Annotated in this window: 24 protein-coding genes; 17 read left to right on the forward strand and 7 right to left on the reverse strand. The window is 66.8% G+C overall.

Annotated elements, in window-relative coordinates; translation table 11 throughout:
- Nucleotides 1-40: 40 nt before the first annotated feature.
- From rdfA to LI337_RS18770, 3 genes are all read left to right on the forward strand, one after another.
- Nucleotides 41-673, forward strand: a complete 633-nt coding sequence (gene rdfA / locus LI337_RS18760; protein WP_227231461.1) for a rod-determining factor RdfA — start codon at nt 41-43, stop codon at nt 671-673.
- Between the two features lie 363 nt (nt 674-1,036).
- The gene (locus LI337_RS18765; RefSeq protein WP_227231462.1) at nt 1,037-2,113 is read left to right on the forward strand and encodes a glycerol dehydrogenase; all 1,077 of its coding nucleotides are present in this window, start codon (nt 1,037-1,039) and stop codon (nt 2,111-2,113) included.
- A gap of 151 nt (nt 2,114-2,264) precedes the next feature.
- Nucleotides 2,265-3,230 (forward strand): IclR family transcriptional regulator domain-containing protein, encoded by a 966-nt coding sequence (locus LI337_RS18770; protein WP_227231463.1) that lies wholly within the window; start codon nt 2,265-2,267, stop codon nt 3,228-3,230.
- 26 nt (nt 3,231-3,256) lie between these two features.
- Here LI337_RS18770 and LI337_RS18775 read toward each other — a convergent pair whose 3' ends face one another.
- Nucleotides 3,257-4,372 (reverse strand): ABC transporter ATP-binding protein, encoded by a 1,116-nt coding sequence (locus LI337_RS18775; protein WP_227231464.1) that lies wholly within the window; start codon nt 4,370-4,372, stop codon nt 3,257-3,259.
- 184 nt (nt 4,373-4,556) lie between these two features.
- Between LI337_RS18775 and LI337_RS18780 the strand changes: the two genes are divergently transcribed.
- From LI337_RS18780 to LI337_RS18820, 9 genes are all read left to right on the forward strand, one after another.
- Nucleotides 4,557-5,861, forward strand: coding sequence for an ABC transporter substrate-binding protein (locus tag LI337_RS18780; protein WP_227231465.1), 1,305 nt, complete (start codon nt 4,557-4,559; stop codon nt 5,859-5,861).
- 6 nt (nt 5,862-5,867) lie between these two features.
- The gene (locus LI337_RS18785; protein ID WP_227231466.1) at nt 5,868-6,791 is read left to right on the forward strand and encodes a carbohydrate ABC transporter permease; all 924 of its coding nucleotides are present in this window, start codon (nt 5,868-5,870) and stop codon (nt 6,789-6,791) included.
- On the forward strand, nt 6,788-7,633 hold the full coding sequence (locus LI337_RS18790) for a carbohydrate ABC transporter permease (protein ID WP_227231467.1): 846 nt from the start codon (nt 6,788-6,790) through the stop codon (nt 7,631-7,633). Before LI337_RS18785 ends, LI337_RS18790 begins: the two co-directional genes overlap by 4 nt.
- Nucleotides 7,633-8,394, forward strand: a complete 762-nt coding sequence (locus tag LI337_RS18795) for a hypothetical protein (protein WP_227231468.1) — start codon at nt 7,633-7,635, stop codon at nt 8,392-8,394. Before LI337_RS18790 ends, LI337_RS18795 begins: the two co-directional genes overlap by 1 nt.
- Before the next feature lie 129 nt (nt 8,395-8,523).
- Nucleotides 8,524-11,340, forward strand: a complete 2,817-nt coding sequence (locus LI337_RS18800; protein WP_227231469.1) for a glycoside hydrolase family 2 protein — start codon at nt 8,524-8,526, stop codon at nt 11,338-11,340.
- 4 nt (nt 11,341-11,344) lie between these two features.
- Entirely contained in the window at nt 11,345-12,496 is a 1,152-nt protein-coding gene (gene dgoD / locus LI337_RS18805; protein ID WP_227231470.1) for a galactonate dehydratase, read from the forward strand.
- 60 nt (nt 12,497-12,556) lie between these two features.
- The gene (locus LI337_RS18810; protein WP_227231471.1) at nt 12,557-13,708 is read left to right on the forward strand and encodes a cellulase family glycosylhydrolase; all 1,152 of its coding nucleotides are present in this window, start codon (nt 12,557-12,559) and stop codon (nt 13,706-13,708) included.
- A gap of 6 nt (nt 13,709-13,714) precedes the next feature.
- Nucleotides 13,715-14,563 carry an SDR family NAD(P)-dependent oxidoreductase gene (locus LI337_RS18815; RefSeq protein WP_227231472.1) on the forward strand — a complete coding sequence of 283 codons (849 nt, stop codon included), beginning with the start codon at nt 13,715-13,717 and terminating at the stop codon, nt 14,561-14,563.
- Nucleotides 14,564-15,352: 789 nt separating this feature from the next.
- Nucleotides 15,353-15,679 (forward strand): NifU family protein, encoded by a 327-nt coding sequence (locus LI337_RS18820; protein WP_227231473.1) that lies wholly within the window; start codon nt 15,353-15,355, stop codon nt 15,677-15,679.
- Here LI337_RS18820 and LI337_RS18825 read toward each other — a convergent pair.
- The 4 genes from LI337_RS18825 to LI337_RS18840 all read right to left on the reverse strand — a co-directional run bounded on the left by LI337_RS18825 (nt 15,661) and on the right by LI337_RS18840 (nt 18,561).
- On the reverse strand, nt 15,661-16,116 hold the full coding sequence (locus LI337_RS18825; RefSeq protein WP_227231474.1) for a metal-dependent transcriptional regulator: 456 nt from the start codon (nt 16,114-16,116) through the stop codon (nt 15,661-15,663). The two genes, LI337_RS18820 and LI337_RS18825, sit on opposite strands and share 19 nt — an antisense overlap.
- 129 nt (nt 16,117-16,245) lie before the next feature.
- A complete protein-coding gene (locus LI337_RS18830) occupies nt 16,246-16,713 on the reverse strand; it encodes a pyridoxamine 5'-phosphate oxidase family protein (protein ID WP_227231475.1) in 468 nt (155 codons plus the stop codon).
- Nucleotides 16,714-16,844: 131 nt separating this feature from the next.
- On the reverse strand, nt 16,845-17,285 hold the full coding sequence (locus LI337_RS18835) for a hypothetical protein (protein ID WP_227231476.1): 441 nt from the start codon (nt 17,283-17,285) through the stop codon (nt 16,845-16,847).
- Nucleotides 17,286-17,355: 70 nt separating this feature from the next.
- Nucleotides 17,356-18,561, reverse strand: a complete 1,206-nt coding sequence (locus tag LI337_RS18840; RefSeq protein ID WP_227231477.1) for an RNA ligase — start codon at nt 18,559-18,561, stop codon at nt 17,356-17,358.
- A 172-nt stretch (nt 18,562-18,733) separates the two neighbouring features.
- Between LI337_RS18840 and LI337_RS18845 the strand changes: the two genes are divergently transcribed.
- From LI337_RS18845 to LI337_RS18865, 5 genes are all read left to right on the forward strand, one after another.
- Nucleotides 18,734-21,598, forward strand: coding sequence for a bacterio-opsin activator domain-containing protein (locus LI337_RS18845; protein WP_227231478.1), 2,865 nt, complete (start codon nt 18,734-18,736; stop codon nt 21,596-21,598).
- Nucleotides 21,599-21,711: 113 nt separating this feature from the next.
- Nucleotides 21,712-21,855 carry a rubrerythrin-like domain-containing protein gene (locus tag LI337_RS18850; RefSeq protein ID WP_227231479.1) on the forward strand — a complete coding sequence of 48 codons (144 nt, stop codon included), beginning with the start codon at nt 21,712-21,714 and terminating at the stop codon, nt 21,853-21,855.
- A gap of 2 nt (nt 21,856-21,857) precedes the next feature.
- On the forward strand, nt 21,858-23,159 hold the full coding sequence (gene gdhB / locus LI337_RS18855; RefSeq protein WP_227231480.1) for a glutamate dehydrogenase GdhB: 1,302 nt from the start codon (nt 21,858-21,860) through the stop codon (nt 23,157-23,159).
- A 121-nt stretch (nt 23,160-23,280) separates the two neighbouring features.
- Nucleotides 23,281-23,850: a phosphatase PAP2 family protein gene (locus tag LI337_RS18860; RefSeq protein WP_227231481.1), complete on the forward strand. Its 570-nt coding sequence runs from the start codon at nt 23,281-23,283 to the stop codon at nt 23,848-23,850.
- Between the two features lie 70 nt (nt 23,851-23,920).
- Nucleotides 23,921-24,133, forward strand: coding sequence for a hypothetical protein (locus tag LI337_RS18865; protein ID WP_227231482.1), 213 nt, complete (start codon nt 23,921-23,923; stop codon nt 24,131-24,133).
- 25 nt (nt 24,134-24,158) lie between these two features.
- On the opposite strand, the gene LI337_RS18870 is transcribed toward LI337_RS18865, so the two are convergent.
- Complete coding sequence (locus LI337_RS18870) at nt 24,159-25,769, reverse strand: hypothetical protein (RefSeq protein ID WP_227231483.1); 1,611 nt, start codon at nt 25,767-25,769, stop codon at nt 24,159-24,161.
- Nucleotides 25,770-26,579, reverse strand: coding sequence for an ABC transporter ATP-binding protein (locus LI337_RS18875; RefSeq protein ID WP_227231484.1), 810 nt, complete (start codon nt 26,577-26,579; stop codon nt 25,770-25,772). It abuts the gene before it with no gap.
- Nucleotides 26,580-26,681: the final 102 nt, after the last annotated feature.

Below are 26,681 nucleotides of genomic sequence, written 5' to 3' on the forward strand. Positions count from 1 at the left end.
GTAGGCTTTTTTCCCCGAGATCCGAACCTTCGGGTGACCGATGACCACGCCGACAGACGACCGACCTCGGAGCAAGGTGGCCAGACTCATCGAGGAGTACGGTCTCGACGGACTCGGAGCGGAACTGGAGGCACGGTGGACGGACGACGGCGACGACCGCCTGAGTCTCCGGGACCTCGCAGACTACTTCAACCGGCGACTCCTCGATGCCGCGCTCCGTGACACGGGACGGGCCACCCTCGACACCGACGTAGCCTCCGCGTATCGGACGCTCACCGACGACGACGTCGGCCGGGGGGTCCGGACGGACACGCGGACCGCACTCGCCGAGGAGGGAGTCGACGTCGACGCCCTCGAACGGGACTTCGTCACCTATCAGGCGATTCGAACCTACCTGACGGAGTGGCGCGACGCGGCGTACGAACACCCCTCCGACGAGACGAAGCGAGCCAACGACCGGGAGAGCATCCAGCGCCTGCTCACGCGCACGCTGTCGGTGACGGAAGACCGTCTGGCGAAGTTGCGTGACACCGATCGAATCGCCGCCGAGGAGTTCGAGGTGTTCGTCGACGCGCAGGTACTCTGTCAGCAGTGTGGGACCCAGTACGCCGTCGCCGAGTTCATCGACAACCGTGGGTGTGACTGCCTGCAGACCGAGCACCCGTCGGACTGACCGAATCTGGTGGATCGGCGTGGACGGTGTGGTCGGCGTGGTCGGCGTGATCGGCGTGGTCGGCGTCTGGATCGCGGCTCGGTAGTCACCTCCCACCACGGCTCCGTGGTCACCTGTCGTCACGACTCGGTGGTCATCTGCCGTCACGACTCGGTGGTCACCTGCCGTCACGACTCCGTCGGTCCGGTGTCGTCAGTGGTCCCCCTCACGACACAGTACCCAGGAGTATGTTCCGTTTTATGTGAAACTCGGCCGGAACTGTTCCGTCAGACGGGATAGAGGCGTGCTCTCTCGACGACGCGAACGCGGTCGCCCGACGCGGGGGTCACAAGAGTAATACGAGCCACAGCCAATGTTCAGCCAATGACACGCTCCTTCGTTTCGGCTCCTCGGTACGTCCAGGGCGTCGGAGTCCTGAGCGAACTCGGCTCTCACGTGGAAGGGGTGGGTACCACCGCGCTGGTGATCACCGACGACGTCGTCCACGACGTCGTCGTCGACGGGATCGACGGGCCGTTCTCGGGGGGCGCGGCGACGTATCACGCCGTACGGTTCGGCGGTGAGTGTACCGACGCCGAGATAACTCGGCTCTCGGCGATCGCTCGAGACCGGGACGCAGACGTGATCGTGGGGGCGGGCGGGGGGAAGGCGATCGACGTCGCGAAGGCCGTCCGCGGACGGGTCGGCGGTGCGCTCGTCTCTCTGCCCACGATCGCCTCGACGGACGCGCCGACGAGCGGTATCTCGGTCGTGTACTCGGAGGACGGTCGACTCGACGGCGGGATCGTCCACGACCGCCGCCCGGATCTGGTCCTCGTCGACACGGGAGTCGTGGCGCGAGCACCGACTCGATGGTTCGTCTCCGGTGTCGGTGACGCACTCGCCACGCGGTTCGAGGCAACCGCGACGGTGGAGAGTGGCGGGGAGACGGTCGCGGGGGGACAGCCGACACGGGCGGGGGTCGCACTCGCGAGACAGTGTTACGAGGTCCTCCGCTCGTCCGCGCCCGCGGCGGTGACGGCGGTGAACGACGGAACCGTCACGGACGCCGTCGAGGAGACGACGGAGGCCATCGTCCTCCTCTCCGGGCTGGGCTTCGAGAACGGTGGACTCGCCGCCGCACACGCGGTTCACGACGGGATCGTGTCCGCGGTCGAGACCGACGCGACACACGGGGAGAAGGTCTGCTTCGGCTTGCTCACGCAACTCGTCCTCGAGGGTCGAGAGACGTCGACTGTTCGTGAGGTCGCCCGGTTCGCCAGCGACCTCGGGCTCCCGGTGACGCTCGACGCGATCGGCGTCCCCACCGACCGCGTCGACGCCGTCGCCGAGGCCGCGTGCAGTAGTCGCACGTCGATGGGCAACCAACCGGGGAACCCGACGCCAGCGGACGTCGAATCGGCGTTGCTGGGTGCAGACGACGTCGGCCACTCGCTGTAGGCGAGTCCCGACTCGTCGGCGTTCGACACTGCTTTTCGTGACAGTCGTTCCAGCGACGAGAATATACGAGAGACTGTTCTAGAAGACAGAACGAATCTGTCTGTGTTTCTCTCGCCAGAACGTTTATGTACCACTGTTCTGTTTCGAGCGTATGGCCGAGGATCACGACGACGACGACGACCGGCACACCGTGCAGACGGCACAGACGACCTTCCGCGTCCTCGACGCGGTACGGGCGCGCGAACAGGCCGGTGTCACGGAACTCGCGGCGGCACTGGACATGTCGAAGAGTGCCGTCCACCGACATCTCGCGACGCTCGTCGCGGAGGACCGCGTCGAGAAGCACGACGGCGAGTACCGGCGCGCGCTCCGCGAGACGGCGGGTGCAGACGTCGTCTTCGAGATCGTCGAAGTGCTGAAGGAACTCGGACGGGCGACGCCTGCAGAGGTCGCCACGGCCGTCGACAGGTCGGAGCGCACCGTCTCGCACTACCTCTCGTGGCTCGAAACGAAGCAGTACGTCACCCGACAGGGCGAGACGTACCAGAACGGACTGCGATTCCTCGACATCGGCGAGCGTGTGAAACACGGCACGGGGATCTTCGACATCGCGGTCGAACAGGTCGACGCCCTCGCCGAGGAGAGCGGCGAACTCGCGCTGTTGAGCGTTCTGGAACACGGACAGAACGTCCTCCTGTACAAGTCGAGCGGGGCCGACGCCATTCAGACCTCCCACGAGATCGGGCTCCGAGAGCCACTCCACTGTAGCGGCCTGGGGAAGTCGATCCTCTCGGCACTCCCTCGCGAGCGAGTCGAACAGATCGTCGACGAACACGGCCTGCCGGCGTTCACCGAGAACACGATCACCGACCGCGAGGAACTGTTCGCGGAACTGGATCGGACCCGTGATCGAGGGTTCGCGATCGACGACGAGGAGGCGAAGCCGGGCATCCGGTGTATCGCAGCACCCGTCGTCATCGGCGACGGGAAACTCTACGGGGCCGTCAGCATCACGGCACCGGAGAGTCGGATCCACGGAGAGCGGCTAGAAGAGACGCTTCCCGAGGCCGTCACGGGGGCGGCGAACGTCATCGAAGTGAACTCGATATACGTCTGATCGGGGGAGTCGTCTGCGGTCGATACTCACGCGGTCGGCGTGAGGGGTTCGTCCGTCTGCGTGAGCACGTTCGTCTCGGTCTCGGCGTCGAACAGGTGGACGTCGGACTCGTCGAAGGTCACGAGCGCGGAGTCACCGGTCGACGGGCGCACGTCGGCGTCTGCACGGACCGTACACTCCTGGCCGGCGAGCGTCACGTAGAGGTAGTTGTCCGACCCGACGGGTTCGACCACGTCGACGCGTGTCTCGATCGTGTTTCCGCCGGACTCCTCGGCCAGTCGGATGTCTTCGGGACGGATGCCGAGGACGAGTCGGTCGCCGGTCAGGTTCGACCGAGCTCGTTCAGCGAGTCGATCCGAGAGGTCGTACTCGAAGCCGTCGCCGACGAGCGTCGTCCCGTCGAGCCGAACGTCGAACTGGTTCATCGCGGGACTCCCGATGAAGTCGGCGACGAACATGTTCGCCGGGTGGTTGTAGATCTCGTCGGGCGTCCCCACCTGCTGGATCGTCCCGTTGGCGATGATGACGATCCGGTCGGACATCGTCATCGCCTCCTCCTGATCGTGTGTGACGTAGAGGGTCGTCGTGTCGAGATCCTCCTGGATGCGCTGGAGTTCGGTGCGCATGTGCATCTTCAGCTTCGCGTCGAGGTTCGACAACGGCTCGTCCATCAGGAAGACCTCGGGTTCTCGAACGATGGCGCGGCCGGTTGCGACGCGTTGCTGTTGTCCCCCCGAGAGGTTCGCGGGCTTCTTGTCCAGGTGTTCCTCGATGCCGAGCATCTCAGCGGCCTCGACGACGCGCGTGTCGATCTCCTCGCTGGAGAGGTCGGTCGTCAGGCGAAGCCCGTACGACATGTTCTCCTTGACCGTCATGTGCGGGTACAGCGCGTAGTTCTGGAACACCATCGCGATACCCCGATCCCGTGGGTGAACGTCGTTGATGACGCGGTCACCGATGGCGATCTCACCCGCACTGATCTCTTCTAAGCCCGCCACCATCCGCAGGACGGTCGACTTCCCCGACCCCGACGGCCCGAGAATGGAGACGAACTCCCCGTCCTCGATACCGAGGTCCACGTTCTCGACGGCGAGGATGTCGCCGTACATCTTCTTGACGTCTCTGAATGTGACTCCACTCATGATCTGGCGGTGGGGTATGTCGTGAGGAAACATATATAATTTTTCATCGCAGACTGATTCTTCGGGTCGAAAGCCGCTTCAACGGGGCGTAGAACGCCTCTAACGCACGATCGCGCCTCGAAGCCTCCCGAGGCATACTGTGGACAACAACAATTATATACCTTCATTTTAAATCGTCGTTTCGATGGTTCGCAAGCAGAGCGACTCCTCGGCGAGTAGGCGCAGGTTTATCAAAGTAGCCGGTGCGACCGGAATCGCCGGCCTCGCGGGATGTCTCGGTGGCGGTGGTGGGGGCGGCGGAACTGCCGGTAGTTCCGGTTCCGGGACGACGACCCTGCAGTTCTGGACGCTGTTCGCCGGCGGTGACGGCGAAGCGATGAAGTCGATGGTCGACCAGTTCAACGAAGAACACGACTCGATCCAGGTCGAACGGCAACGCCAGCCGTTCGCCGAGTACTACGACAAACTGTTCACGGCGATGACGGGCGGCAACGCGCCGGACCTCGCGGTGTTCCACACCACGGAACTCCAGCGATTCGTCCAGGCGATGCAACCGCTCGGAGACTTGCTCTCGTCCGGCGCGAGTGACGCGTACGTCTCGTCCATCTGGGACCAGACCCAGTTCGACGGCTCACGTGTCGCACTGCCGCTCGACACGCACCCGAACGGGCTCTACTACAACAAGGACATCTTCGAGGAGGCCGGTCTCGACCCGGAGAGTCCGCCGACCTCCTTCTCGGAACTCACGGAGGCCGCGAACACGATCGAGTCCGAGACGGACAAACTCGCGTTCAGCCCGGACCCGTACAACCTCTATCAGGTCCGCCAGTACATCGCGTGGCTCCGTGGCCGTGGCGGCACGTTCCTGAACGAAGACAAGACCAGCGCCGAGTTCGGTGACGCCGAGGGGACGGCCCTCGGCGAGTTCTACGGGAACATCACCAACGAGTGGGGCTGGGACCGGCCCGACGCGACGGAGAATCGCGGAACCAAGGCCTTCCGCTCGGGCGACATGGCGATGACGATCAACGGCACCTGGTACTACGGCGTCCTCCAGTCGCAGGACTTCGAGTGGGGCATGACCCAGCCGTTCGTCGGTCCCGAGCAGTCGACCGACCTCACGTGGGCCAACAGCCACACCCTCGGCGTCCCGGCCGGGACGGACAAGGCGCAGGCGGCCACGGAAGTCGCGGAGTGGCTCACGCAGAACAGCCTCACGTGGGGGACGGACGCGGGTCACCTGCCGGCGGCGTCCGGCGTCCTCGAGTCCGACGACCTGCGCTCGGCGACCGTCTGGGAGAAGACGCTCTCGACGTACAACGAGATGGCACAGAACGGGGCGCTCGCCTACATGCCGAGTACCGAGAACAACCAGGACTACCAGCGGCCGGTCAACAAGGCGATCCAGCAGATCTACTCCGGTCAGGCGGAGGCCGCCGACGTGATCCCGAGCGCCGCCGAGCAAGTCACGAGTAACCTCCAGGGATGACCGCAGATGGCAACTGAAGATCGGCTGTCGGTGAGACGAAAGCTCCGGTCGATAGACCTCAGTGACGGCGAGACGCGCGACGGGATCCTGTTCGCACTCCCGTACTTCGCGCTGTTCTCGGTGTTCCTGCTGTACCCCCTGGTGAAGGGGTTCTACATGAGCCTCTTCGACTGGAACGCGTTCGCCCCGGCACAGTCGGAGTTCATCCTCTTCGAGAACTACGCGCGGATGCTGGGCGATCCGGCGTTCTGGAAGTCGGTCAGGGCCACGGTCGTCTTCGTCGTCCTGACCGTCCCGACGCTCGTCGTCCTGGGGCTGGCACTGGCACTGGGCGTCAATCGTGACATCAAGGGGAAGCGCGTGCTCCGGACGGTGTTCTTCAGCCCGTACGTGCTGACCGTCTCTGTCGTCTCGCTGATCTGGGCGGAGCTGTACGCCCCCCAGTACGGGGCGATCAACTACTACGTCGGATACCTCGTCCAGAACCCCCCGTCGTGGCTGAACTCGTTCACCTGGGCGATGCCGGCGATCGCCATCGCGACGATCTGGTGGACCGTCGGGTTCAACTTCGTCATCCTCCTCGCCGCCCGGCAGAGCGTGCCGGAGCGACTCTACGAGGCGGCGAAGATCGACGGCGCGAGTTCCTGGCGTGCGTTCAAAGACATCACCGTCCCACAGATGCGGTCGGCGATCGTCTTCGTCACGACGGTGCAGTTCATCTGGTCGTTCCAGGTGTTCGGACAGGCGTACATCATGACCAACGGTGGGCCGGGCGAGTCGACCCAGACGCTCGTGATGTATCTCTTCCGGATGGCGTTCAACGAGGGACAGTTCGGCTACGCGGCCGCCGTGGGCTACTTCCTGTTCTTCGTCCTGGTGGCCGTGTCGCTGGGGAACTACTACTTCGTCAGCGGAGGTGAGAGCGCGTGAGCACCGCCAGTTCGCGACTCCTGTCGGAACGGGTCCGCTCGATCGGCGTCTACGCCGCGCTGTACGGCACGGCGGCGCTATTCCTCGTGCCGTACGCCTACATGGTGTCGACCTCGCTGAAGCCGGAGCAGTTCACGTTCTCGAGCAGTCCGTACTGGATCCCGCCGGAGGTCACGTTCCGCTGGTACGAGGCCGTTCTCGCCGGCGCACCGATCGTCCAGTGGGGACTCAACACGTTCGTCATCGCGGCGACGACGACCGTGCTCGTGGTCATCCTCGACTCGATGATCGCGTTCTCGCTGACCAAACTCGACTGGCCGGGCAAGCGCATCGTGTTCACGATCATCGTCGCCTCGTTCATGGTGCCGGTGTTCGCCAACATGGTGCCGCTGTACACGATCATCACCGACTTCGGGCTGATCAACAGTCCGCTGGCGGTGATCCTGCCGTTCAGTGCGATGCCCATCGGGGTGTTCCTGTTCACGCAGTTCTTCCACGACCTGCCGGATTCGGTCATCGAGGCCGCGAAGCTCGACGGCTTCTCCACGTTCCAGATCTACTACAAGATCGTGTTACCGCTGATGAAGCCGGCGATCGCCGCGCTGTCGCTGTACACGTTCGTCTACACGTGGAACCAGTTCCTCTGGCCGCTCATCGTGTTGCAGGGACAGCAGCAGTTCACGCTCCCGGTCGGAATCGTCACGATGCAACCGACGCAGGTGTTCCAACCGGGTGCGGAGATGGCGGGGACCTTCCTCGCGGTCCTGCCGCTGTTCGTCGTCTTCCTCCTCCTGCAAGAACACCTCGTGAACGCCGTGCAGATGCAGGGGACGACCGGATAATGTCCCGGAACACGCCGTCTGCGGGGACGTTCCGCACGACGGACGCAGACGACGGTCGGGGCGGACTCACCGACCCGGAGCAGTCCGTGTTCCGTCGGCGCGGTGACGCGACGGCGTTCGACGACGAAGAGCACGACGACGGGAGTCGTTCGAACGCCTTCGTCACGACGCTCAAGTTCGTCTACCGGCACAGCACCGCGCTCGTTCCGGCGAGCGTCGTCTGGGTGCTCTGTTCGCTCCCACTGGTCACCGTCGGGCCGGTGAGTCTCGGCCTGTACTCGGTGGTGCTGTCGCTCCGCGAGACCGGTCGTGTCGACCGAACTCGCGTCCTCACCACGGTCCGAGAGAACCTCGTCCCGGCGACGCTCCTCGGGTTCCTCCCGGTGACGCTCGTCGGCATCGCAGGACTGTACGTCGTCACGGGGTTGTCGAGCGGCATCGTCGGGACCGCGCTCACCGTCGGTGCGGTGTACGCGGCCCTGTACGTCGGGGTGTTGCTGATCCCGACGTTCGTCTCGGTGGCGGCCGGCGTCGACCCGAAGGTCGCGCTTCGCGAGTCGTACGTGTGGCTCGCCGGATCACCGGTGACCGGCTTGCTCCTCTTGCTCGTGACGGCCGTGCTCCTCGTCGCGACGCTGGGGCTCACCATCGGGTTCCTGCTCCTGTTCGCCGGGATCACGGCGACCTATCACGTCGAAGTGCTCGTCCGCACGGCCGCAGACGAAGAAGCGCTCCCGAGTTTCGCTGCGGGGCTCCGGTGACCCGGTCTCCACCGCGAATCACGTGACAGCGACCGCGCGGGGACGACCGGTCGTCCACCGGGCACCTCCCGAACGCATGAAAAGATACATAACACGAATACGAAAATATGGCGAGCAACCAGTGATACGATGAGCATCGAACAACAGCAGTCGGTAGCGACGCATCGGCGGTCACAGTCGCTCTCCGGGACGTGGACGCTCCGCTTCGACCCCGAAGACGTCGGTGTCGAGGAGCGGTGGACCGCAGTCGACGCCCACTGGAGCGACGAGGACTGTCTCTCCGTCGACGTGCCGCACGTCTGGCAGGAGTACGACTCCTACCGCGACTACACCGGCGTCGGCTGGTACCGTCGGACGGTGACGCTCGAGACGGTACCCGAGGACAGCGTGACGATCATCAGGTTCGGTGCCGTCGACTACGAGACGACCGTGTGGGTCAACGGCGTCGAGTGTGGCTCGAACCGGGGCGGCTACCTCCCGTTCGAGGTGGACGTCACCGAGGCGATCGAACCGGGCGAGAACGTCGTGACACTCCGCGTCGAAGACCCTGAAGACATCGACGAGATTCCCCACGGCAAACAGGGCGATCCGTGGTACACGCGGGTCAGCGGCGTCTGGCAGGACGTCGAACTTCAGACGCGGCCACGGACGCACGTCGCCGACGTCCGGGTCTCCCCGGACATCGACTCCGACAGTGCCGCCGTCGACGTCGACGTCGACGGGTTCGACGCGGACGCGCCAGACGACCTCTCCGTCCGCGTCCGAGTGGACCGTGACGGTGACACCGTCGCCGAGGCGGACCCGGTCGCCGTCGTGGCCGACGAGGATGATCCCGACAGTGGGCACGCGACGACGACGGTCGTGCTCGACAACCCCGACTACTGGCACCCCGACGACCCGGTCCTGTACGACGTGGTCGTCGACCTCGTCGGCGGTGACGCCGACGGGAGCCTCGACACCTACGAGGACTACTTCGGGATGCGCTCGGTCTCCTTCGAGGGGCGTCGGCTCTACCTGAACGGTGAACCGCTGTTCATCCGGGGCGCACTCGATCAGGGCTACTACCCGAAGACGCTGTATCGCCCGTTCGAGGAGGGGCTCTTCGAGCGTGAGATCCTGACGGCGAAGGAACTCGGCTTCAACCTCCTCCGGAAACACATCAAGCCGGCTCACCCCGACTGGGTGGAGGCCGCAGACCGTCTCGGCATCCTCGTCTGGGAGGAGGTGGCGAACCCGGGGCGGTACACGGAGCGCTCGAAGCGGGAGGTTCGCGAGCAGGCACGCGGTCTCGTCGAACGGGACTACAACCGCCCGTCCGTCATCGCGTGGAGTCTCTACAACGAGGAGTGGGGCATCGGCCACCACCAGGACGAGTCGTACGTCTGGGACGACGTCGAGAAACAGGAGGTGCTCGGCGACCTGTACAGAGACGCCAAGTCGTGGGATCCGACGCGCCTCGTCTGTGACAACTCCGGGTGGGCACACGTCGCGACCGACATCAACGACTACCACCAGTACTTCGCCAGTCCGGACCGCACCGCCGAGTGGGCAGAGATGCTGGACCACGTGCTCACACACCCACACGAGAACTACGCCGCCGAGTGGACCGATCCACACGAGACGCCACTCGTCATCTCGGAGTTCGGGGCGTGGGGGCTCTGTGACACCGACAGACTGCGCGAGCACTACGACGGGAACCCGCCGTGGTTCTACCACTCGTTCCTCGTCCCCGAGGAACATCGCGGTGGCGACCTCGACAGCCACCACCTCCACCTCGAGTCCGGTGTGCGACGCTCCCCGGCCGGCTTCGGTCAACGGTACGCGCAGACCACCCTCCCTCAGATACTCGGCGAGGTGGACGAGGCCAGCGAGACGTGGCAGTGGCGTGAGTTCGTCTCGCTGAAAGACCAGATCGAGGAACTCCGGCGGCACGACGACATCGCCGGGTACGTGATCACCGAGTGGACCGACGTCGAGTGGGAGTTCAACGGTGTCCTCGATTACCTGCGCGAGAGAAAGGAGTTCCACGACCGCTTCACCGAGATAAACGACGCGCTCTGTGTGACCGCCGAACCGGAGTCACACGTCGGGTGGGCGGGCGAACCGTTCTCCTTCGACCTCAGCGTCGTGAACGACACGGGCACCGGCGGTGCCGCGACGGTCGAGTGGACCGTCGTCGACGGCGACGAGGTCGTCGAGCAGGGCGTCGAAGAGACCACGCTCGCGTCCTTCGGGACGACGGCGGTCGGGACCGTCTCGTTCGTCCCCACGACACCGGACGGGCCGAGACGATTCACCGTCGAACTGCGCGTCGACGGCGACGTCGGGACGGCGACCAACCGCGAGGAGGTGGTCGTCGCACCGCGGACGGCGCCCGTCGAACAGAACGTTCGGCTGTTCGTCGACGACCACGCACTCGCAGAGCGACTCCGTGGCGCGCGCTACACCGTCGTCGACGACGTCGACGAGGCGGACGTGGCGGTCGTCACGCACGTCGGCGACCACGTCGGCGAGTTCGTCGAACACGGCGCGTCGGCACTGTTGCTCCCCGGCCCCGACCAGTTCCGCCCGCAGACGAACCTCTTCAGTTACCACGAACTCCCGCCGGGGGAGAACTGGAACCTCGCGTCCGCGATGTACGCACAGGACAGTCCGTTCCTCGCCGACCTCGCCGACGGCAAGCGACTCGGCTGGGGGTTCGAGGGCATCTTCCCGAACGCGGTCGCCACGGGACTCGACCGCGACTCCGACGAGATCCACGTCGGGTACATCGAAGGCTGGATGGCCAACTGGGGGTCGCCGCTCGCGTTCCGACAGATCGACGACGGGACGGTCTGCTCGTGTACCTTCCCGCTCGGGGACCAGTACGGCGAACACGCGGTCGGAACGGTGCTGTTCGACCGACTCGTCGCCGACCTCGCCTCACGGACGCCGGGGGCCGAGTGAGAGCATGCCACGGATAACCGACTACGACCTGTACGAGGTCCCGCCGCGGTGGCTGTTCCTCCGCATCGAGACGAGCGACGGCCGTGTCGGCTGGGGCGAACCCGTCGTCGAAGGGCGTGCCCACAGCGTGCGGGCCGCCGTCGAGGAGTTGATGGAGAGTTCCCTCCTCGGTGAAGACCCCCACCCCGTCGCGGACCACTGGCAGGTGATGTACCGCGGTGGCTTCTACCGGGGCGGCCCGATACTCATGTCGGCTATCGCGGGTATCGATCAAGCGCTCTGGGACCTCCGCGGGAAAGCGTTCGGCGCGCCCGTCTCCGAACTGCTCGGCGGCCCGGTCCGCGAGAAGATGCGAGTCTACCAGTGGGTCGGCGGTGACCGCCCGGCGGACGTGGGCGACGCGGCGGCGGCGAAGGTCGAACAGGGGTTCTCCGCGCTGAAGATGAACGCGACGCCGGAGTTCGGACGGATCGAACACCCTGCCGCCGTCGAGGCGGCGGTCGACCGCATCCGAACGGTCCGCGAGCGAGTCGGTCCAGAGGTCGACATCGGCGTCGACTTCCACGGCCGGGTCGCGAAGTCGATGGCGAAGCGACTCGCCGAGCGACTCGACCCCTACGACCCGATGTTCGTCGAGGAACCGGTCCTCCCCGAACACAACGAAGCGTTGCCCGACATCGCCGCACACACGTCGACACCGATCGCGACGGGCGAACGGATGTACTCGCGGTGGGACTTCAAACCCCTCCTCGAACAGGGTGTCGTGGACGTCATCCAGCCGGATCTCTCGCACGCGGGCGGCATCACCGAGGTGAAGAAGATCGCCGACATGGCCGAGGCGTACGACGTGGCGCTCGCACCGCACTGTCCACTCGGCCCCATCGCCCTGGCCGCGTGTCTCCAGGTCGACGGCGTCTGTCACAACGCGCTCATCCAGGAACAGAGCCTCGGCATCCACTACAACGAGGGAAGCGACGTCCTCGACTACCTGGCGGATCCGGCGGTCTTCGACTACCACGAGGGCTTCGTCGACCTGCCGGACGGCCCCGGCCTCGGCATCGAGATCGACGAGGCGGTCGTCGAGGCTCGTGCCGGTGACGTCGACTGGCACAATCCAGTCTGGCGGCACGACGACGGCAGTGTCGCGGAGTGGTGACCGCCAGACGAAGCTGAATCGCACGACGACCTCACGACGAACACACGGAGCATACGAATCATGACCGGACGCGACAGATGGACCGACGAACAGGCGTGGAACTGGTACCAGGAACAGGAGTGGCCCGTCGGGTGTAACTACCTCCCGTCGACCGCGGTCAACCCGACGGAGATGTGGCAGGCGGCGACCTTCGATCCCGAGACGATCGACAGGGAACTCGGCTGGGCCGCAGACTGGGGGATGAACTCCGTCCGCGTCTTCCTGCAGTATCTCGTCTGGAAGGACGACCCCGAGGCGCTCGCAGAGCGCATGGACCGGTTCCTGGAGATCGCCGACGACCACGGCCTCTCGACGATGTTCGTGCTCTTCGACGACGTCGGCTTCTCCGGAGACGAACCCTACCTCGGCCCCCAGAAGGATCCGATCCCGGACACCCACAACAGTCAGTGGACGCCGAGTCCCGGACACGAACGCGTCGTCGACCGGTCGACGTGGCCGGACCTCGCCGACTACGTCCGGGACGTCGTCCGGCGGTTCCGTGGCGACGAACGGATCTTCTGCTGGGACACGTACAACGAACCGGGTAACAGCAAGATGGACGAGCGGTCCAACCCGCTCTTGCGGGAGTCGTTCACCTGGGCGCGCGAGGCGGACCCGATCCACCCGATCACGGCGGGCGTGAACTGGGACCCGAACCGGTCCGAACAGAACCGCATCGGGAGCGAGGAGGCTGACGTCGTGTCGTTCCACGACTACAGCGATTTCGCGTTCACCAGACACCGGGTCGAAGGACTCAAAGAGGAGTGGGGTCGGCCGCTCCTCTGTACCGAGTGGCTCGCCCGGACGCGCGATAATCTGGCCGAGTCGCACCTCCCGTACTTCAAACGCGAAGGGATCGGCTGTTACACGTGGGGCTTCGTCAACGGGAAACTCCAGACACATCTCCCGTGGAGCACGGCACAGACGTCCATCGCCGAGGCGATCGAGGAGGAAGACACCGACACGTGGTTCCACGACCTGGTCCACGACGACGGGACCCCGTATCGACCGGCCGAGTACGAGACGTTCAGGCGGTACGTCGTCGACGACGAGGACCCACCCTCGCTCGAGGCGATCGCAGCGCTCGCACCGGGAGCCGACCCCGAGACGATCCGCACCGCCACCGACGTCGACGTGTCTGCCGAGGACCAGGCGGGGCCTTACCACGAGTGATCCGTGATGGCAGACGCCGAGGCACGCGGACGGTTCGCGGGGCAGACGGTGCTCGTCACCGGGTCGACCCGTGGGATCGGGGCGGGAGTCGCTCGCCGGTTCGTCGAGGAGGGCGCAGACGTCGTGGTCACCGGCCGGTCGGTCGCCGAAGGTGAGGCGGTCGCCAGCGAGTTGGCAGGTCGCACGGACCGCGGCGACGCCCACTTCGTTCGGGCGGACATGCGCGACCCCGACGATATCGAGGCGCTCCTCCGCGCGACTACGGAGGTGTACGGCACCCTCGACGTGTTGGTGAACAACGCGGGCGTCCAGACCGAGACGACGGCGGCGGCCGCGACGATGGACGACTGGGAGTTCGTCGTCGAGACGGACTTCCGGTCGTTCTGGCTCTGCGCGAAGCACGCAGTCGACCACATGACCGCGGGTGGTTCGATCGTCAACATGTCGTCGAACCACGCGTTCTCCACGATGCCGGGGCTCTTCCCGTACAACGCGGTGAAGGCCGGCATCGACGGGATGACCCGCGCGCTGGCGCTGGAACTGGGTCCGCACGGCGTCCGCGTCAACACCGTCAACCCCGGCTGGATCGAGGTCGAACGGACGAGCGACGAACTCCCGCCCGACGAACGCCAGCAGGTCGAAGCCATCCACCCGCTCGGTCGGATCGGGACGCCGGCAGACGTGGCCGGAACGGTGGCGTTTCTCGCGAGCGACGACGCCGCCTTCGTCACCGGTGCCAGCCTCCTCGTCGACGGCGGCCGGTCGGCGGTGATGCAGGATCACACGTTCGTCGAGTACGCCGACGAGGTTCGCTCCGACGACGCGTCGAGAGAGACGGACGAGTCGTCCGACTGAGCGACGGTCGCCGGCCGGGTCGACGACCGTCGACGTGCGATCGAACGCAGCGAAGTCGCCCGGAGTGACCCACACTCGAGACCGATCTGTGTCCGTCCTCGCTCTCGACTCCACGTTTCGAACACGGCGAGCCGAATACGATCTCGGATAAGCGAATTTTGCGACTCGATATAGTCACACTCGGAACATCCTTTGCAGTTCGACAGACAGCTATCGCGTATGAACGACGGAGACGGAGAAACTGGGGGCGACGTGACCGTTTCGATGGAGATAACTGGCGAATACGGTGACGTCGTGGCCAAGTTACGGATGGACGAGTCGACCCCGGCTCTTGTCGAGCCACTGCGACACGATATCGACGTCCTCCTCGAGACGGTCGAGCGCATCGGCGGTGGGACCCGGCGTGTGATCGCGGCCGAACTGCCGTCCGACACCTCGGTCCCGTACGACCCGCAGGCGGTCGTCGAAACCCTGCAGGTGCTCGAACGCTACGATCTGGTGGTACTGGATGGTAACACCTGGAAACCGGGACCGGACTCCGGTGACACGCCGGGATCGGCGACCGACCCACGCCACCCGACCGACCCCGCGTCCGATGGGCCACGACGCTCACCGCCGACTCGTACGGTCCCCCGACGCCCGGCATCCGCTGATTGCTCGCGACCTCGCCGGTCCAGTCGCATAAAAGTGTAGAAACGAACGATTTAGGCGAGCCAAACAAACGCACGTTTGTTTTAGGTGCGCCAAACAGCGAACTCTTATTACGAATGTGGGCATACGTCTACGTGTATGAGCGCAGAAGGCCTCGAACGACGAACGCGGAACTACCTCAGTGACAACGTGCCCCAGATTCAGGACCACGGCGGCCACTTCCAGATCGAAGACGTCGACGAGGCGACCGGCGAGGTGACGGTCTCCATCGGCGGCGCCTGCTCAGGGTGTGGCATCGCGCCGATGACGATGCGAGCCATCGAACAGCGCCTCCCCGACGAGGTCGACGAGGTGACCTCGGTCAAGGTCCGGCGTGCCAGTGGCCCGCGAGCGGCCGTGATGCCGAACAAGACCGACGAGATGGAGGACATGGAAGAGTACAGCGACTACTCCCCGCCGTTCTGAATCTCTCCGTTCTCTTCGCCCGCCGACGGTGGTTCGTCGAGTCGCTCGGTGACCACCGGTGACACGTCGGCACTCTCGTCGACCGCGACCGGGAGCGTCGCCGCGAACCGTTTTGCGACGTCCGGACTCACGACACCCGCGAGTTCCATCGCCTCCCGTTCGTACTCCTCCAGTCCGAGGACGCTCCGGAAGAACCACGAGAGGGTCACGTACGTCTCGTGGAGTTCCTCGCCCCGGCGTCTGCCGGCCTCGGTCAACGTCGCCCCCTCGTACGGTTCGTAGGTGAGCCATCCCTCGGACTCGAACTCGCGGAACGCCTCGATCACCGTCGCGGGCGACCGGTCGAGCGCCGACGCGACGACGCCGGGCGCGACGGGCGGCGACTCCCGGTGTTCGGCGACGTACAGGCCGAGGAGGTACTGCGGTCGCCGACTCATCGACGCGTCGCTCGCGAGGTGGGTCGCACACGGCTTCGCTCTCTGCCCATGCGATTTAGGCCAACCTAAAACAATGTAGTTCTTTCGGAGGAGAGAGACACCGCGTCTGAGGGTCGGTCGTCGTCGGTCTCACTCGCGGTCGGTCGTCTCCGCGACGCCGCTGAGGTTCGTCACGTCGAGGCGGACGAGTGCGAACAGCGACTCCTCGGGCGCGTCGAAGACGTGGTAGAAGGGGATGTCCTGTTCCCGGTCGGCGGCGCTCGTGGACTCACCGGGCAGGCGGTGCTGTGCGAGGTCCTCGACCGTGTTCACGTGTTCGAGGTAGCCCTCGGCGACGACGCTGTGCCACCCCTCGTCGGTGTCGTCGGCGACGACGAACGTCGCCGAGTTGGTCGCCTCGACGAACTCGCGTTTCCGACTCCCGGGCGCGTAGCCGAGTCGGAAGTAGAACTCCCGGCTCTCGGGGTCGAAGGTGTACCCGACGGGAATCGCGTAGGAGTCGCCGTCCTTGGCGAGCGAGAGCGTCCCGACCGAGTGTGCCCCGAGAAACGTCTCGATCTGTGCGTCGCCGAGGGTGGTCGCGGTCGCGTCGGCCATACCCGGCGTACGTGCTGTGCTATCGAATATCTATCGCCGAGGTCGCGCTCACAGGCCCGCGCCGGAGTGACGAGTCACCGACTCTCCCCCATCACAGCAGGATCACGCACCAACTCGCCGCCACAGCAGGATCACGCACTCGCCCGCCGCCACAGCAGGATCGAGTAGCCCGCGCCGAGGAACACGACGCCGATCAACACGAGCAGGATCAGGAAGGCGACGTAGCCCCACAGCGGGTCGGCGTACGGCAGAATCACGTCGCTCGGTGGCTCGACGGCCCACGGACTCAGGTGGAAGAAGACCAGCATGCCACCGCCGAGTGTCATCACGACACTCCAGTAGCGTGACCCGGCCCGCCCGGTCAGCGAGAGGACGAACCCCGTGACGACGAGGGGGTAGATGGCGAGGCTGTACGTGAAGGGGTTGACTTCGGGCGTGATCGGCCAGCCGACGTGGTTCCCTCGGATCACGTGGTCCACGTGGTGGGCAAGTCCGAACAGGGTCGCGAGGCCGAACAGCAGGTACGCTCGTGCGGTCAGTCCGCCGGGTCGGTCGTCCGTGTCGGTGTTCACGTTCGGTGGTTCCTCCCCAACAGAGTGAGTCTGTCCCCAACTGGTTGGTGTGACCGCTCGCACCGCCGGTCTACTCGTCGACGATGCCGCCGTCGAGGTAGTGAGCGATGCGGTCGGTCGACGCCGCCGAGCGTTTCCGGAACCGGACCACACGTTCGCCGTCTTCGCGGTCGTCGGCCCGCACCTCGACGGTTATCGACTGCTCGCGGAGGTGGTCGAGCAGCGCCGTGACGGTCGCGGGCGTCCCCCGGACGGTGTGGTCCGTGCCGACCGCCCCGCCCCCGGCGACAGTCTCGACCGCGTCGGCCGCCGGGAGGAGAATCGACTCGCCGAGGGCGTGGGCCCGTGCCCGCCTGCGCTCGGCGTCCTCGTCGAACTCGACGGTCTGGAACACCTCCCGGATCACCCGCGAGAAGAGGAAGTCCTGCCCGTAGTCGAACGGGAGGCCGAAGGCGTGTGCCAGGTCCGCGTGGTGCTGAGCCTCCGTGGTGTACTTGACCATCTCTGACCCGTCTACGGACTTCACGACGACGCCCTCCCGCCGCTCGTCGTCGAGCGTCTCGATCACCTCCCGGACGGTCGCGGCCGCCCGCTCCGCCTCGACGCGCCCGAACGACGCGACCTGCGGGAGGTCGTAGCTCACACAGCGCTCGCGTCGCTCCGAGACCGGGAGCGGGCGACCGGTCTCACGGTCCCTGACGCCGAACACCCTGATCGCGTCCCCACCGACGTCGGCGTAGTCGTGTGTCGTGTAGGGCGTCTCCGGGCCGATCAGTTCCGCACAGAGCATCGCCTCGGGATGGTCGGCGAAGAACGGGTCGAGGTCGAGTGCGTCTCGGACGCGCTCGGTCGTGTACGGACAGACGTGGCCGCTCCGCGTGAGCGCCACCGGTCCCTCGGCGGCGAGTCCGCCGGCATCCGTGCCGGTCGCGGATCGCTCGCCGTGGTCGGTCACATCTCTCTCGGCCACGGCGCGCAGGTCCACGACCCGGACGTTCGCGCCGTTCAGTTTCTCCTCGATCACGACGGACTCGTCGGCGTCGAAGACGGTCGTCAGCCCCGGATCGAGGACGAGGACACGCGGGACGCTCGGGTACCCCCGGACCACGGCGTCGGCGGTCGGGTCGATCACGGTCCCGCCCTCGACGCCGTGGGAGGGTGAGGGCAGGACGTGGTAGACCCGCCCGTCGACGGACCGACGCTCGAAGTGCTCGAACAGGTCGGGCGGGTCGGCCGCCGTCGAGTCGATCCGGTCGTAGTAGGCTCGCTCGTCCATGCGTGGACCGACGACGCTTCGCGGCAAAAATCTCCGGTCACCGTCGCTCGGCTCTCGCTCTCGGCGGGGGTTCGATACTCAACCCCCAGAGTCATCACCACGCCTCCCCCACTCGGAGCGTACGGACCGCTCACCCGCCACGAGAGGTGACGCGGGTCCGAGACCCCCCGTGATGACGAGATCAGATTCTGTGGTGGACGACTCCCGAGTCCTGCTGGTCGGACGGAGCGACTGTCTGGACGCAGTGGCGACGGTCCTGCGGGACAGAGCGACGACGCACACCGTCGAGACGGCCGAGGCGGCACTCGAACAGGTCCGGACGCGAGCGTTCGACTGTGTCCTCACCGAGTACGAACTCGACGCCCGGACCGGCGTCGAGTTGCTCACCGACCTCAGACACGTCACGTCGACGCTCCCCGTGATCCTCTGTACGAACGCCGGCGACGAGGCGGTCGCGAGCGAGGCGATCCGGGCCGGCGTCTCCGACTACCTCTCGCCGACCCTCCCGGTCGAAGACGGGGCCGCTCTACTCGACCGGATCGAACGAGTCGTTCGCCATGCGCGACGGACCGAGACGAACCGACGGCGCGCACGCCAGTTCGACGCCGTGTTCAACGACGCGCAGACGGCGACGTGGGTGCTCGACCCGGACGGGTCGCTGGCGCGGGTGAACCGCACCGCGCGGGAGTTGATCGACGAGAGCGTCGAGTCGGTCGTGAGCGAGTCGTTCTGGACGCTCCCCTGGTGGACGGGCGACACCACGACGCGCCACGACGTGGAACGACTCGTCGAGCGAGCTAGAGACGGCCGCTTCGGCCACGCGGTGATCACCCGGCCGTCGGACGCGGACACCCCGCAGGTCGTCGACCTCTCCGTCCGACCGGTCGAAGACGAACGCGGTAGACTGGTCTCGATCGTCGTCGAGGGCGTCGACATCACGGAGCGGGTGGGTCTCGAACGCGACCTCCGGGCCTCCGAGGAACTCCACCGCGTCACGTTGAACAACATGACGGACACCGTCCTCATCACCGACGAGGACGGTGCGTACACCTACGTCTGTCCGAACGTCCACTTCATCTTCGGCTACACCGCCGAGGAGATCCACGAGATGGGCGGGATCGCCGAACTCCTTGGCGCGGATCTCTTCGACCGCGCGGACCTCGCCCGCGAGGGCGTCCTCAAGAACATCGAGTGTACCGCGACCGACAAGGCCGGCCGTGAACACACACTCCTCGTCAACGTCCGGGAGGTCTCGATCCAGGACGGGACGATCCTCTACAGTTGTCGGGACATCACCAAGCGCAAACAGCGCGAGGACGCACTCGCCACGCTCCAGGAGACCGCACGCGACTTCCTCTACGCCGAGACGCACCAGGAGATCGCACACCACGTCGTCGCAGACACGCCCAGCGTCCTCGGTCTCGACGCGGGTGCGGTCTACCTCTTCGATGCGGACACGACCGATCTGGAACCGGTCGCGTCCACGGCGCGGATGCGTGACCTCGACGGTCCACTGTCGGCGATTCACGCCGACCCCGGCCACGTCGTCGGGCGGAGTTTCGTGGAGAACGAGCCACTGGTGTTCGACGACATCCACGAGTCGGGCGGACTCGCCGACCCGACCACCGGCCTGCGCAGTCTGATGGCGGTCCCCCTCGGCGAACACGGCGTGTTCGTCGCCGGGTCGTCGGCGGTCGGCGTGTTCGACGAGATCACACGCGAACTCGCAGACCTGCTGGCGGCGACCGCCGAGGCCGCACTCGACCGCGTGCGTCGGGAGTCGAAGCTCCGCGAACAGGACCGCACGCTCCAGGCGCAGAACGACCGACTCACGGAACTCAACCGCATCAACGAGACCATCCGCGAGATCGACCAGGCGGTCGTGCAGGCACAGACGCGCGCCGAGATTCACCACACCGTCTGTGAGTTGCTGACCGCCGCCGACCGGTTCCGGTTCGCGTGGATCGGCACCCCCGATCCGGCGATGGACCACCTCGAACCGCAGGCGTGGGCGGGTGCGGAACGCGGCTACCTCGACAGTCGACCGTTCACCATCGCGCCGTCCCGGACCGAACCGTCCGGAGAGGCGGCCGCCACCGGCGACGTGACCGCGGTGCCGAACGTGGCCGCCGGCCTCCGTGATGCCCCGTGGCGGACGGACGCGCTCTCCCGCGACTACCTCTCGGTACTCGCTCTCCCACTCGTGTACAACGACCTCTCACACGGCGTGTTGACCGTCTACGCCGAGACCAGAGCCGCCTTCGACGGGACGATGCAGGCGGTCCTCGGGGAGCTCGCAGAGACGGTCGCGGCGGCACTGAGTGCCATCGAACGCAAGAACGCCCTGTTGACGACGTCGGTGACGCGCGTCGAGTTCAGCGTGGACGACCCGACGTTCGTGTTGACGCGACTCGCGCGTGCGGCCGACTGCACCGTCTCGTATCACGGCGGCGTCCAGCAGACGACCGAGGGGCGACACGTCTTCGTCACGGTCGACAAGGGGGCCGTCGGGGCCGTAGAACGGGCCGCCGCCGACCTCGTCGCGGTCAGCGACGTGACGCGGATCAGCACGAACGGCGACGACTGTGTGGTCCAACTCCGGTTGACACAGCCGTTTCTGGCGCTCGAACTCGCCGATCACGGCGCGGTCTTCAGGAACGCGACCGCCTCGCCCGAGGGGACGACGCTGGTCGTCGACGTGCCCGAGAGTGTCGCGGTCCGGAACGTCGTGGCGCTGGTCCGCGAGGCGTTCACCGACGTCCGACTCCAGTCCAAACAGACGCTCGATCAGTCCGCCGAACAGGACCTCTTCTCGCAGTTCCTCGCGTCGTTGACCGACCGGCAGTTGGAGGTCGTCCAGACGGCGTTCTTCAGCGGGTACTTCGAGTCCCCGCGCAGACAGACCGGCGAGGAGATCGCCGAGACGCTCGGTATCTCACCCACCGCCTTCTACCAGCACACGCGACGGGTCCAGCGAAAGCTCTTCACGACGCTGTTCGGCGACGGGGACGTGTCGATCGTCGCAGGTGGGGGTTGAGAGTCGAACCCCCTCCCGACCACACGACTTCGGTCTCCAACTGCCGGCTACTCCCGGACGGCCGACCTCACTCGATCCGGGTGCCACACCCGGCGTGGCACTCGTGACTCACAATGCGAGACATCGAACACGACACCGACGACGCATCGCCCTACGAGTGTTTCGACTGCGGGACCGTGGTCGTCAGAACCGATCCCCCGGGTGACTGCCCCGACTGTGCCGGCCGGATGCGCAACCGACGGACACCACTGGAGTGACCATGCGTTCACACCACCCTTCGTCGTCCGGCGAGCGGACGGACGACACCGAGTCCACGCGACCCGAGTCGGCACTGGAGACGGCACGCCGGCAACTCCGCCGCGCCGCCGACCAACTCGACATCGACGAGAACGTCGTCGAACGACTGACGCACCCCAAACGCGTACAGGAGGTGACCGTCCCGGTCGAACGCGACGACGGCACGGTCGAGGTGTTCACCGGCTACCGCGCCCAACACGACAGCGTGCGTGGCCCGCACAAGGGCGGGTTGCGCTACCACCCCGAGGTCACCAGAGACGAGTGCGTCGGTCTGGCGATGTGGATGACGTGGAAGTGTGCCGTGATGGACCTGCCCTTCGGCGGCGCGAAGGGCGGCGTCGCGGTCGACCCCAAGTCGCTCAGCGACGGTGAGACCGAACGACTCACCCGTCGGTTCGCCGAGGAGATCCGCGACGTGATCGGACCGACCGTCGACATCCCGGCACCCGACATGGGGACGGACCCGCAGACGATGGCGTGGCTCATGGACGCCTACTCGATGCAACGGGGCGAGACGACACCCGGCGTCGTCACCGGCAAACCGCCCGCGATCGGCGGCAGTGAAGGCCGTGGAGAGGCACCCGGCCGCAGCGTCGCCATCGTCGTCCGGGAGGCGGTCGACTACTACGACGTGGAGTTGTCGGAGACGTCCGTCGCCGTACAGGGGTACGGCAGCGTCGGCGCGAACGCCGCCCGACTGCTCGACGACTGGGGGGCGACCGTCGTCGCGGTCAGCGACGTGAACGGCGGCATCTACGACCCCGACGGCCTCGACACGCGGTCGATTCCGACCCACAGTCAGAAGCCGGAGGCCGTCATGCGACACGACGCCCCCGAGACCGTCTCGAACGACCGACTCCTCGAACTCGACGTCGACGTGGTCGTTCCGGCCGCAGTCGGCAACGTCCTCACCGAGGAGAACGCCGACCGCGTCCGGGCGGACATCGTCGTCGAGGGGGCGAACGGCCCGACCACGAGTGCGGCGGATCGAATCCTCGCAGAGCACGGCGTGGCCGTGATCCCGGACATCCTGGCGAACGCCGGCGGCGTCACCGTGAGCTACTTCGAGTGGCTCCAGGACATCAACCGGCGAAGCTGGTCGCTCGACCGCGTCCGGGACGAGTTGGAGACCGAGATGTTGCGGGCGTGGAACGAGGTCCGCGAGACGGTCGAGACGCGCGAGGTGACGTGGCGGGAGGCGGCCTACATCGTCGCGTTGTCACGGGTCGCCGAGGCTCACGAGGCACGCGGCCTCTGGCCCTGACCCCGGCCGGCGACGGTCGGTCGACGACTGCCGGTCGAGGCGGTCACAGCCTCGACACGCTGCGGGCCTGCCGTTACACCAAGGCTATTGAGGAACCGGCCCGTGGATACCGTATTCCGACATGCAGGAGTTGTTTCAGGAGTTTCTGGGATACGTCGTCTCGCTCGACTACCGGGCGGTCGGGCTGATCCTCGAACTCCGCGGCCCGCTGGTGACGAAGGTGATGACCTCGGTGACCGGACTCGGCTCTGCGGCCGCCGCGGCGGTCTTCCTCGGCGTGTTCTACCTCGCCGGGTGGCGCGACGAGTACCTGACTACGGGGGTCGCCATCCTCGTCGTCGGCGCACTCGTCCCGACGCTGATGGGCGTCTTCCAGCGACCCTTCCCGCCACAGCCGGTCTGTATGACCGGCGGGGCGGAGACGGTCGCCCACTCGTTCCCCTCGGGCCACGCCGCCGCCGTGACGGTCTTCGCGCTGACCGCGTGGCGCTCGGAGGATCTGCCGTTTCTGCCGATCGCGGGGCTCGCCGCACTCGTCGCCGTCTCCCGTGTCTACCTCGGGACGCACTTCCTCAGCGACACGGTCGCCGGCGTGTTGCTCGGTCTCGGAGCGACAGTGCTCGCGTGGCGACTCGTGGAACGGTTCGCACTCGGCGAGCGACTCCCGAGTGCGCTCGTGCCGGCGGAGTAGGTCGGGAACGAACACCGACCACTCACTCGTTCGGGAGTAAGCTTATGACAATTAGTTGATGAATACAACTATGCTCGGCACACTCCCCGCCAGCACGTTCGATCGCAGAACCCCACTGCTGACCGTGCTGCTCCTCGCAGGTGTCCTCCTCGTGCAGGTTGCGGTCGGCTACCGGTCGCTGGCTTCCGCCGAAGCGATCGTCGTCCCCGCCTGCATCGCGGTGTTCGGACTCCTCTGTCTCGACGTGGTCGGCACCGGAGTCCACCGCCGACTCGCCGAGTGAGCGGCCGATACCGATTCGACACGGCTCACGCGACCGTGTACGACTCGAACTCCCGGATCGCGTACCACGCGCCGACGCCACCGGCGACCGAGAGGAGGACGGCGGTCGTCACCGCACCGGCGACCGTCACCAGTGCCGACGTCGTCCCGAGGAGTCCAGCCAGCGTGCCGGCGACGCCGGCGAAACTGCCGAGGAGACCGGGCAGTCCGAGAACGACCAGCGCGAGCGAGTAGCCGCCGAACGCGAGGAGACTCGGGACGACCGCCTCGCGGCCCCGACCGATACTGCTCGTCTCGAACTTCGGAAACAGCGTGCCGACGCCGACCGCGAGACCGGTCGCCGCGACCGGCAACACCACCGCGAGACAGACGACCGCGACCGCTGTCGCCGGCGACAGCCCCGCGAAGACGGCACCGACGACGACCGCGAGCAGTGCGAGTGGGACCCCGACCGCGACGCCGGTCAGCGCGTGGCCGGCGACGAACTGCCGGCCGGAGACCGGCGTCGTCAGCGTCACTGGGAGGACGCTCCCCTCGTCGCCGAGTGGGTTCAGCGTGAACGCCGCACCGACGCCCCACGCGACGTACAGCGCCAGTGTGGTCGGGAGGTACGCCGGCACCGATCCGGTCGAGACCGCCTCCGCGACCGGCGCGTACAACACGAAGATCGGATAGACGGCGTAGATCAGGGTGATCGGCGCACGCCGGGCGCGGAGCCAACTCTTGTGGGCGATCCGTCGCGTCGGTCGGGACACCGGGAGTCGAGCGAGGGGCGACCGGTTCATCGCGGACGCCGACGCGGTCGCCTCCTCGGGACGGGCCGGCGACTCGAACCAGAGCCGACCGGCGAGACGGATCGACGCGCCGAGGCTCCCGACGAGCACGACGGCCGACCCGATGGCGGCCCCGGCAGCACGGAGGGAGTCGGCACCCGGTGTCGTCCCGACGAGCGCGAGGTCGGCGAACCAGCCGATCGGCGAGGCACCGAGGACGACGAAGACCGGCCCGAGCGCGGAGTCGGCCGAGCCACCGAACAGCACGCCGAAGTACGCGAGCATCGCGAGCACGGCGATCCACGTCTTGAACCGCTGGAGGAACTCCGAGCGGGAGACGACGAGCAGGACCGCCAGCGCGGCGGCGAAGCCGGCGACCGTCCCGACGACCGTCGCCGTCAGGAGCGTCGCGGGGACGAGCACCGCACCGACGACCGACCCCGCACCGAGCGCGAAGAGCAGTCCCGCGAGAACGAACGGAACCGCGAACAGCCCGGAGCCACTGGCGAACTCGGCCACGAGGAGTCCGGCGACCACGTCGCGGGTCGGTGCAGCGGTGAGGAGCGAGTCGGCCCCGTCCGGCCGGTGCAGTTTCTGTCCGCCCCGGAACAGCGCGGTGAGCGCCGGGATCCCGACCGCGAAGGCCGCGACGGTCCGGGCCGCACCGCTCGGGATCGCCCCACGCGCGGCGGCCTGCCCCGCGAAGAAGGCACCCCCGACGACGACGAGTGCGAACAGTCCCAGAAACAGCCCACCGATACCGAGCGCGACGAGTTGGCGGGGATCGTCCCGTAGCGCACGCACCCGCCGCCGGAGTTCGGTCCGTGCGACGAGGCGCGTCCGTCGGGGCGACGGCAGCGCCATTCAGCCGTCCTCCGACTGCGCCGCCGCCTCCTCGCTGGTGGACGCCGAGACGCTCCCCACGGCGTCGATGTCGCCCTCGTCGGTGACGGCGAGGAAGGCGTCTTCGAGCGAGCGTTCCCCCTCGCCCTCGGCGCGTCGTTTCAGGTCGGCCGGCGAGCCCTCGGCGACCAGTCCGCCGTCGTAGAGCACCCCCACCGTGTCCGCCAGTTCGTCGACGACCGGCAGGATGTGTGTCGAGAGGAAGACGGTCGTGTCGTCGGCCGCCAGTGCCGCGATTGTCTCGCGGACGGTCCGGGCCGCACGCGGGTCGAGGCCGCTGGTCGGTTCGTCCAGAAAGACGACCGCCGGGTCGTGGACGATGGCCTGCACGATGCCGGTCTTCTGTTTCATCCCTTTCGAGTAGGTGTCGATGCGCCTGTCGGCGTCCGCGGTCAGGTCGAACCGGGCGAACAGGTCGTCGATCCTGGCGCTCGCCTCGGCTTCGGGCAGGTCCCGGAGGCCCGCGACGTACTCCACCTGCTCGCGGCCGGTGAGTTCGTCGAACAGCGGTGGCTCCTCCGGGAGGTAGCCGAGGGTTGGCGTCACCGCGTCGCGGTCCGCGACGGACGCGCCCGCGATCCGAGCGGTGCCCGCAGAGGGGCGGAGGAGGGTCGTCAACATCCGGATGGTGGTCGTCTTGCCGGCACCGTTCGGGCCGAGAAAGCCGTAGACGGTGCCGGACGGGATGGAGAGGTCCAGGTCTGCGACGGCGGCGTCGTCGCCGTAACGTTTCGTCAGACCGTCGGCGTCGATGGCGGGGACTGTGGCCATACGACTCCTGTCGACTGACGGAGTGAAAGGTGTGGGGCTTTCGGCGTGTCGGAGCGATCCGGCGACCCCGGGCGGTCTCAGATCGCGTCGTCGGCCCCGTGA

Source organism: Salinirubrum litoreum (assembly GCF_020567425.1).
GTDB classification, from domain to species: domain Archaea; phylum Halobacteriota; class Halobacteria; order Halobacteriales; family Haloferacaceae; genus Salinirubrum; species Salinirubrum litoreum.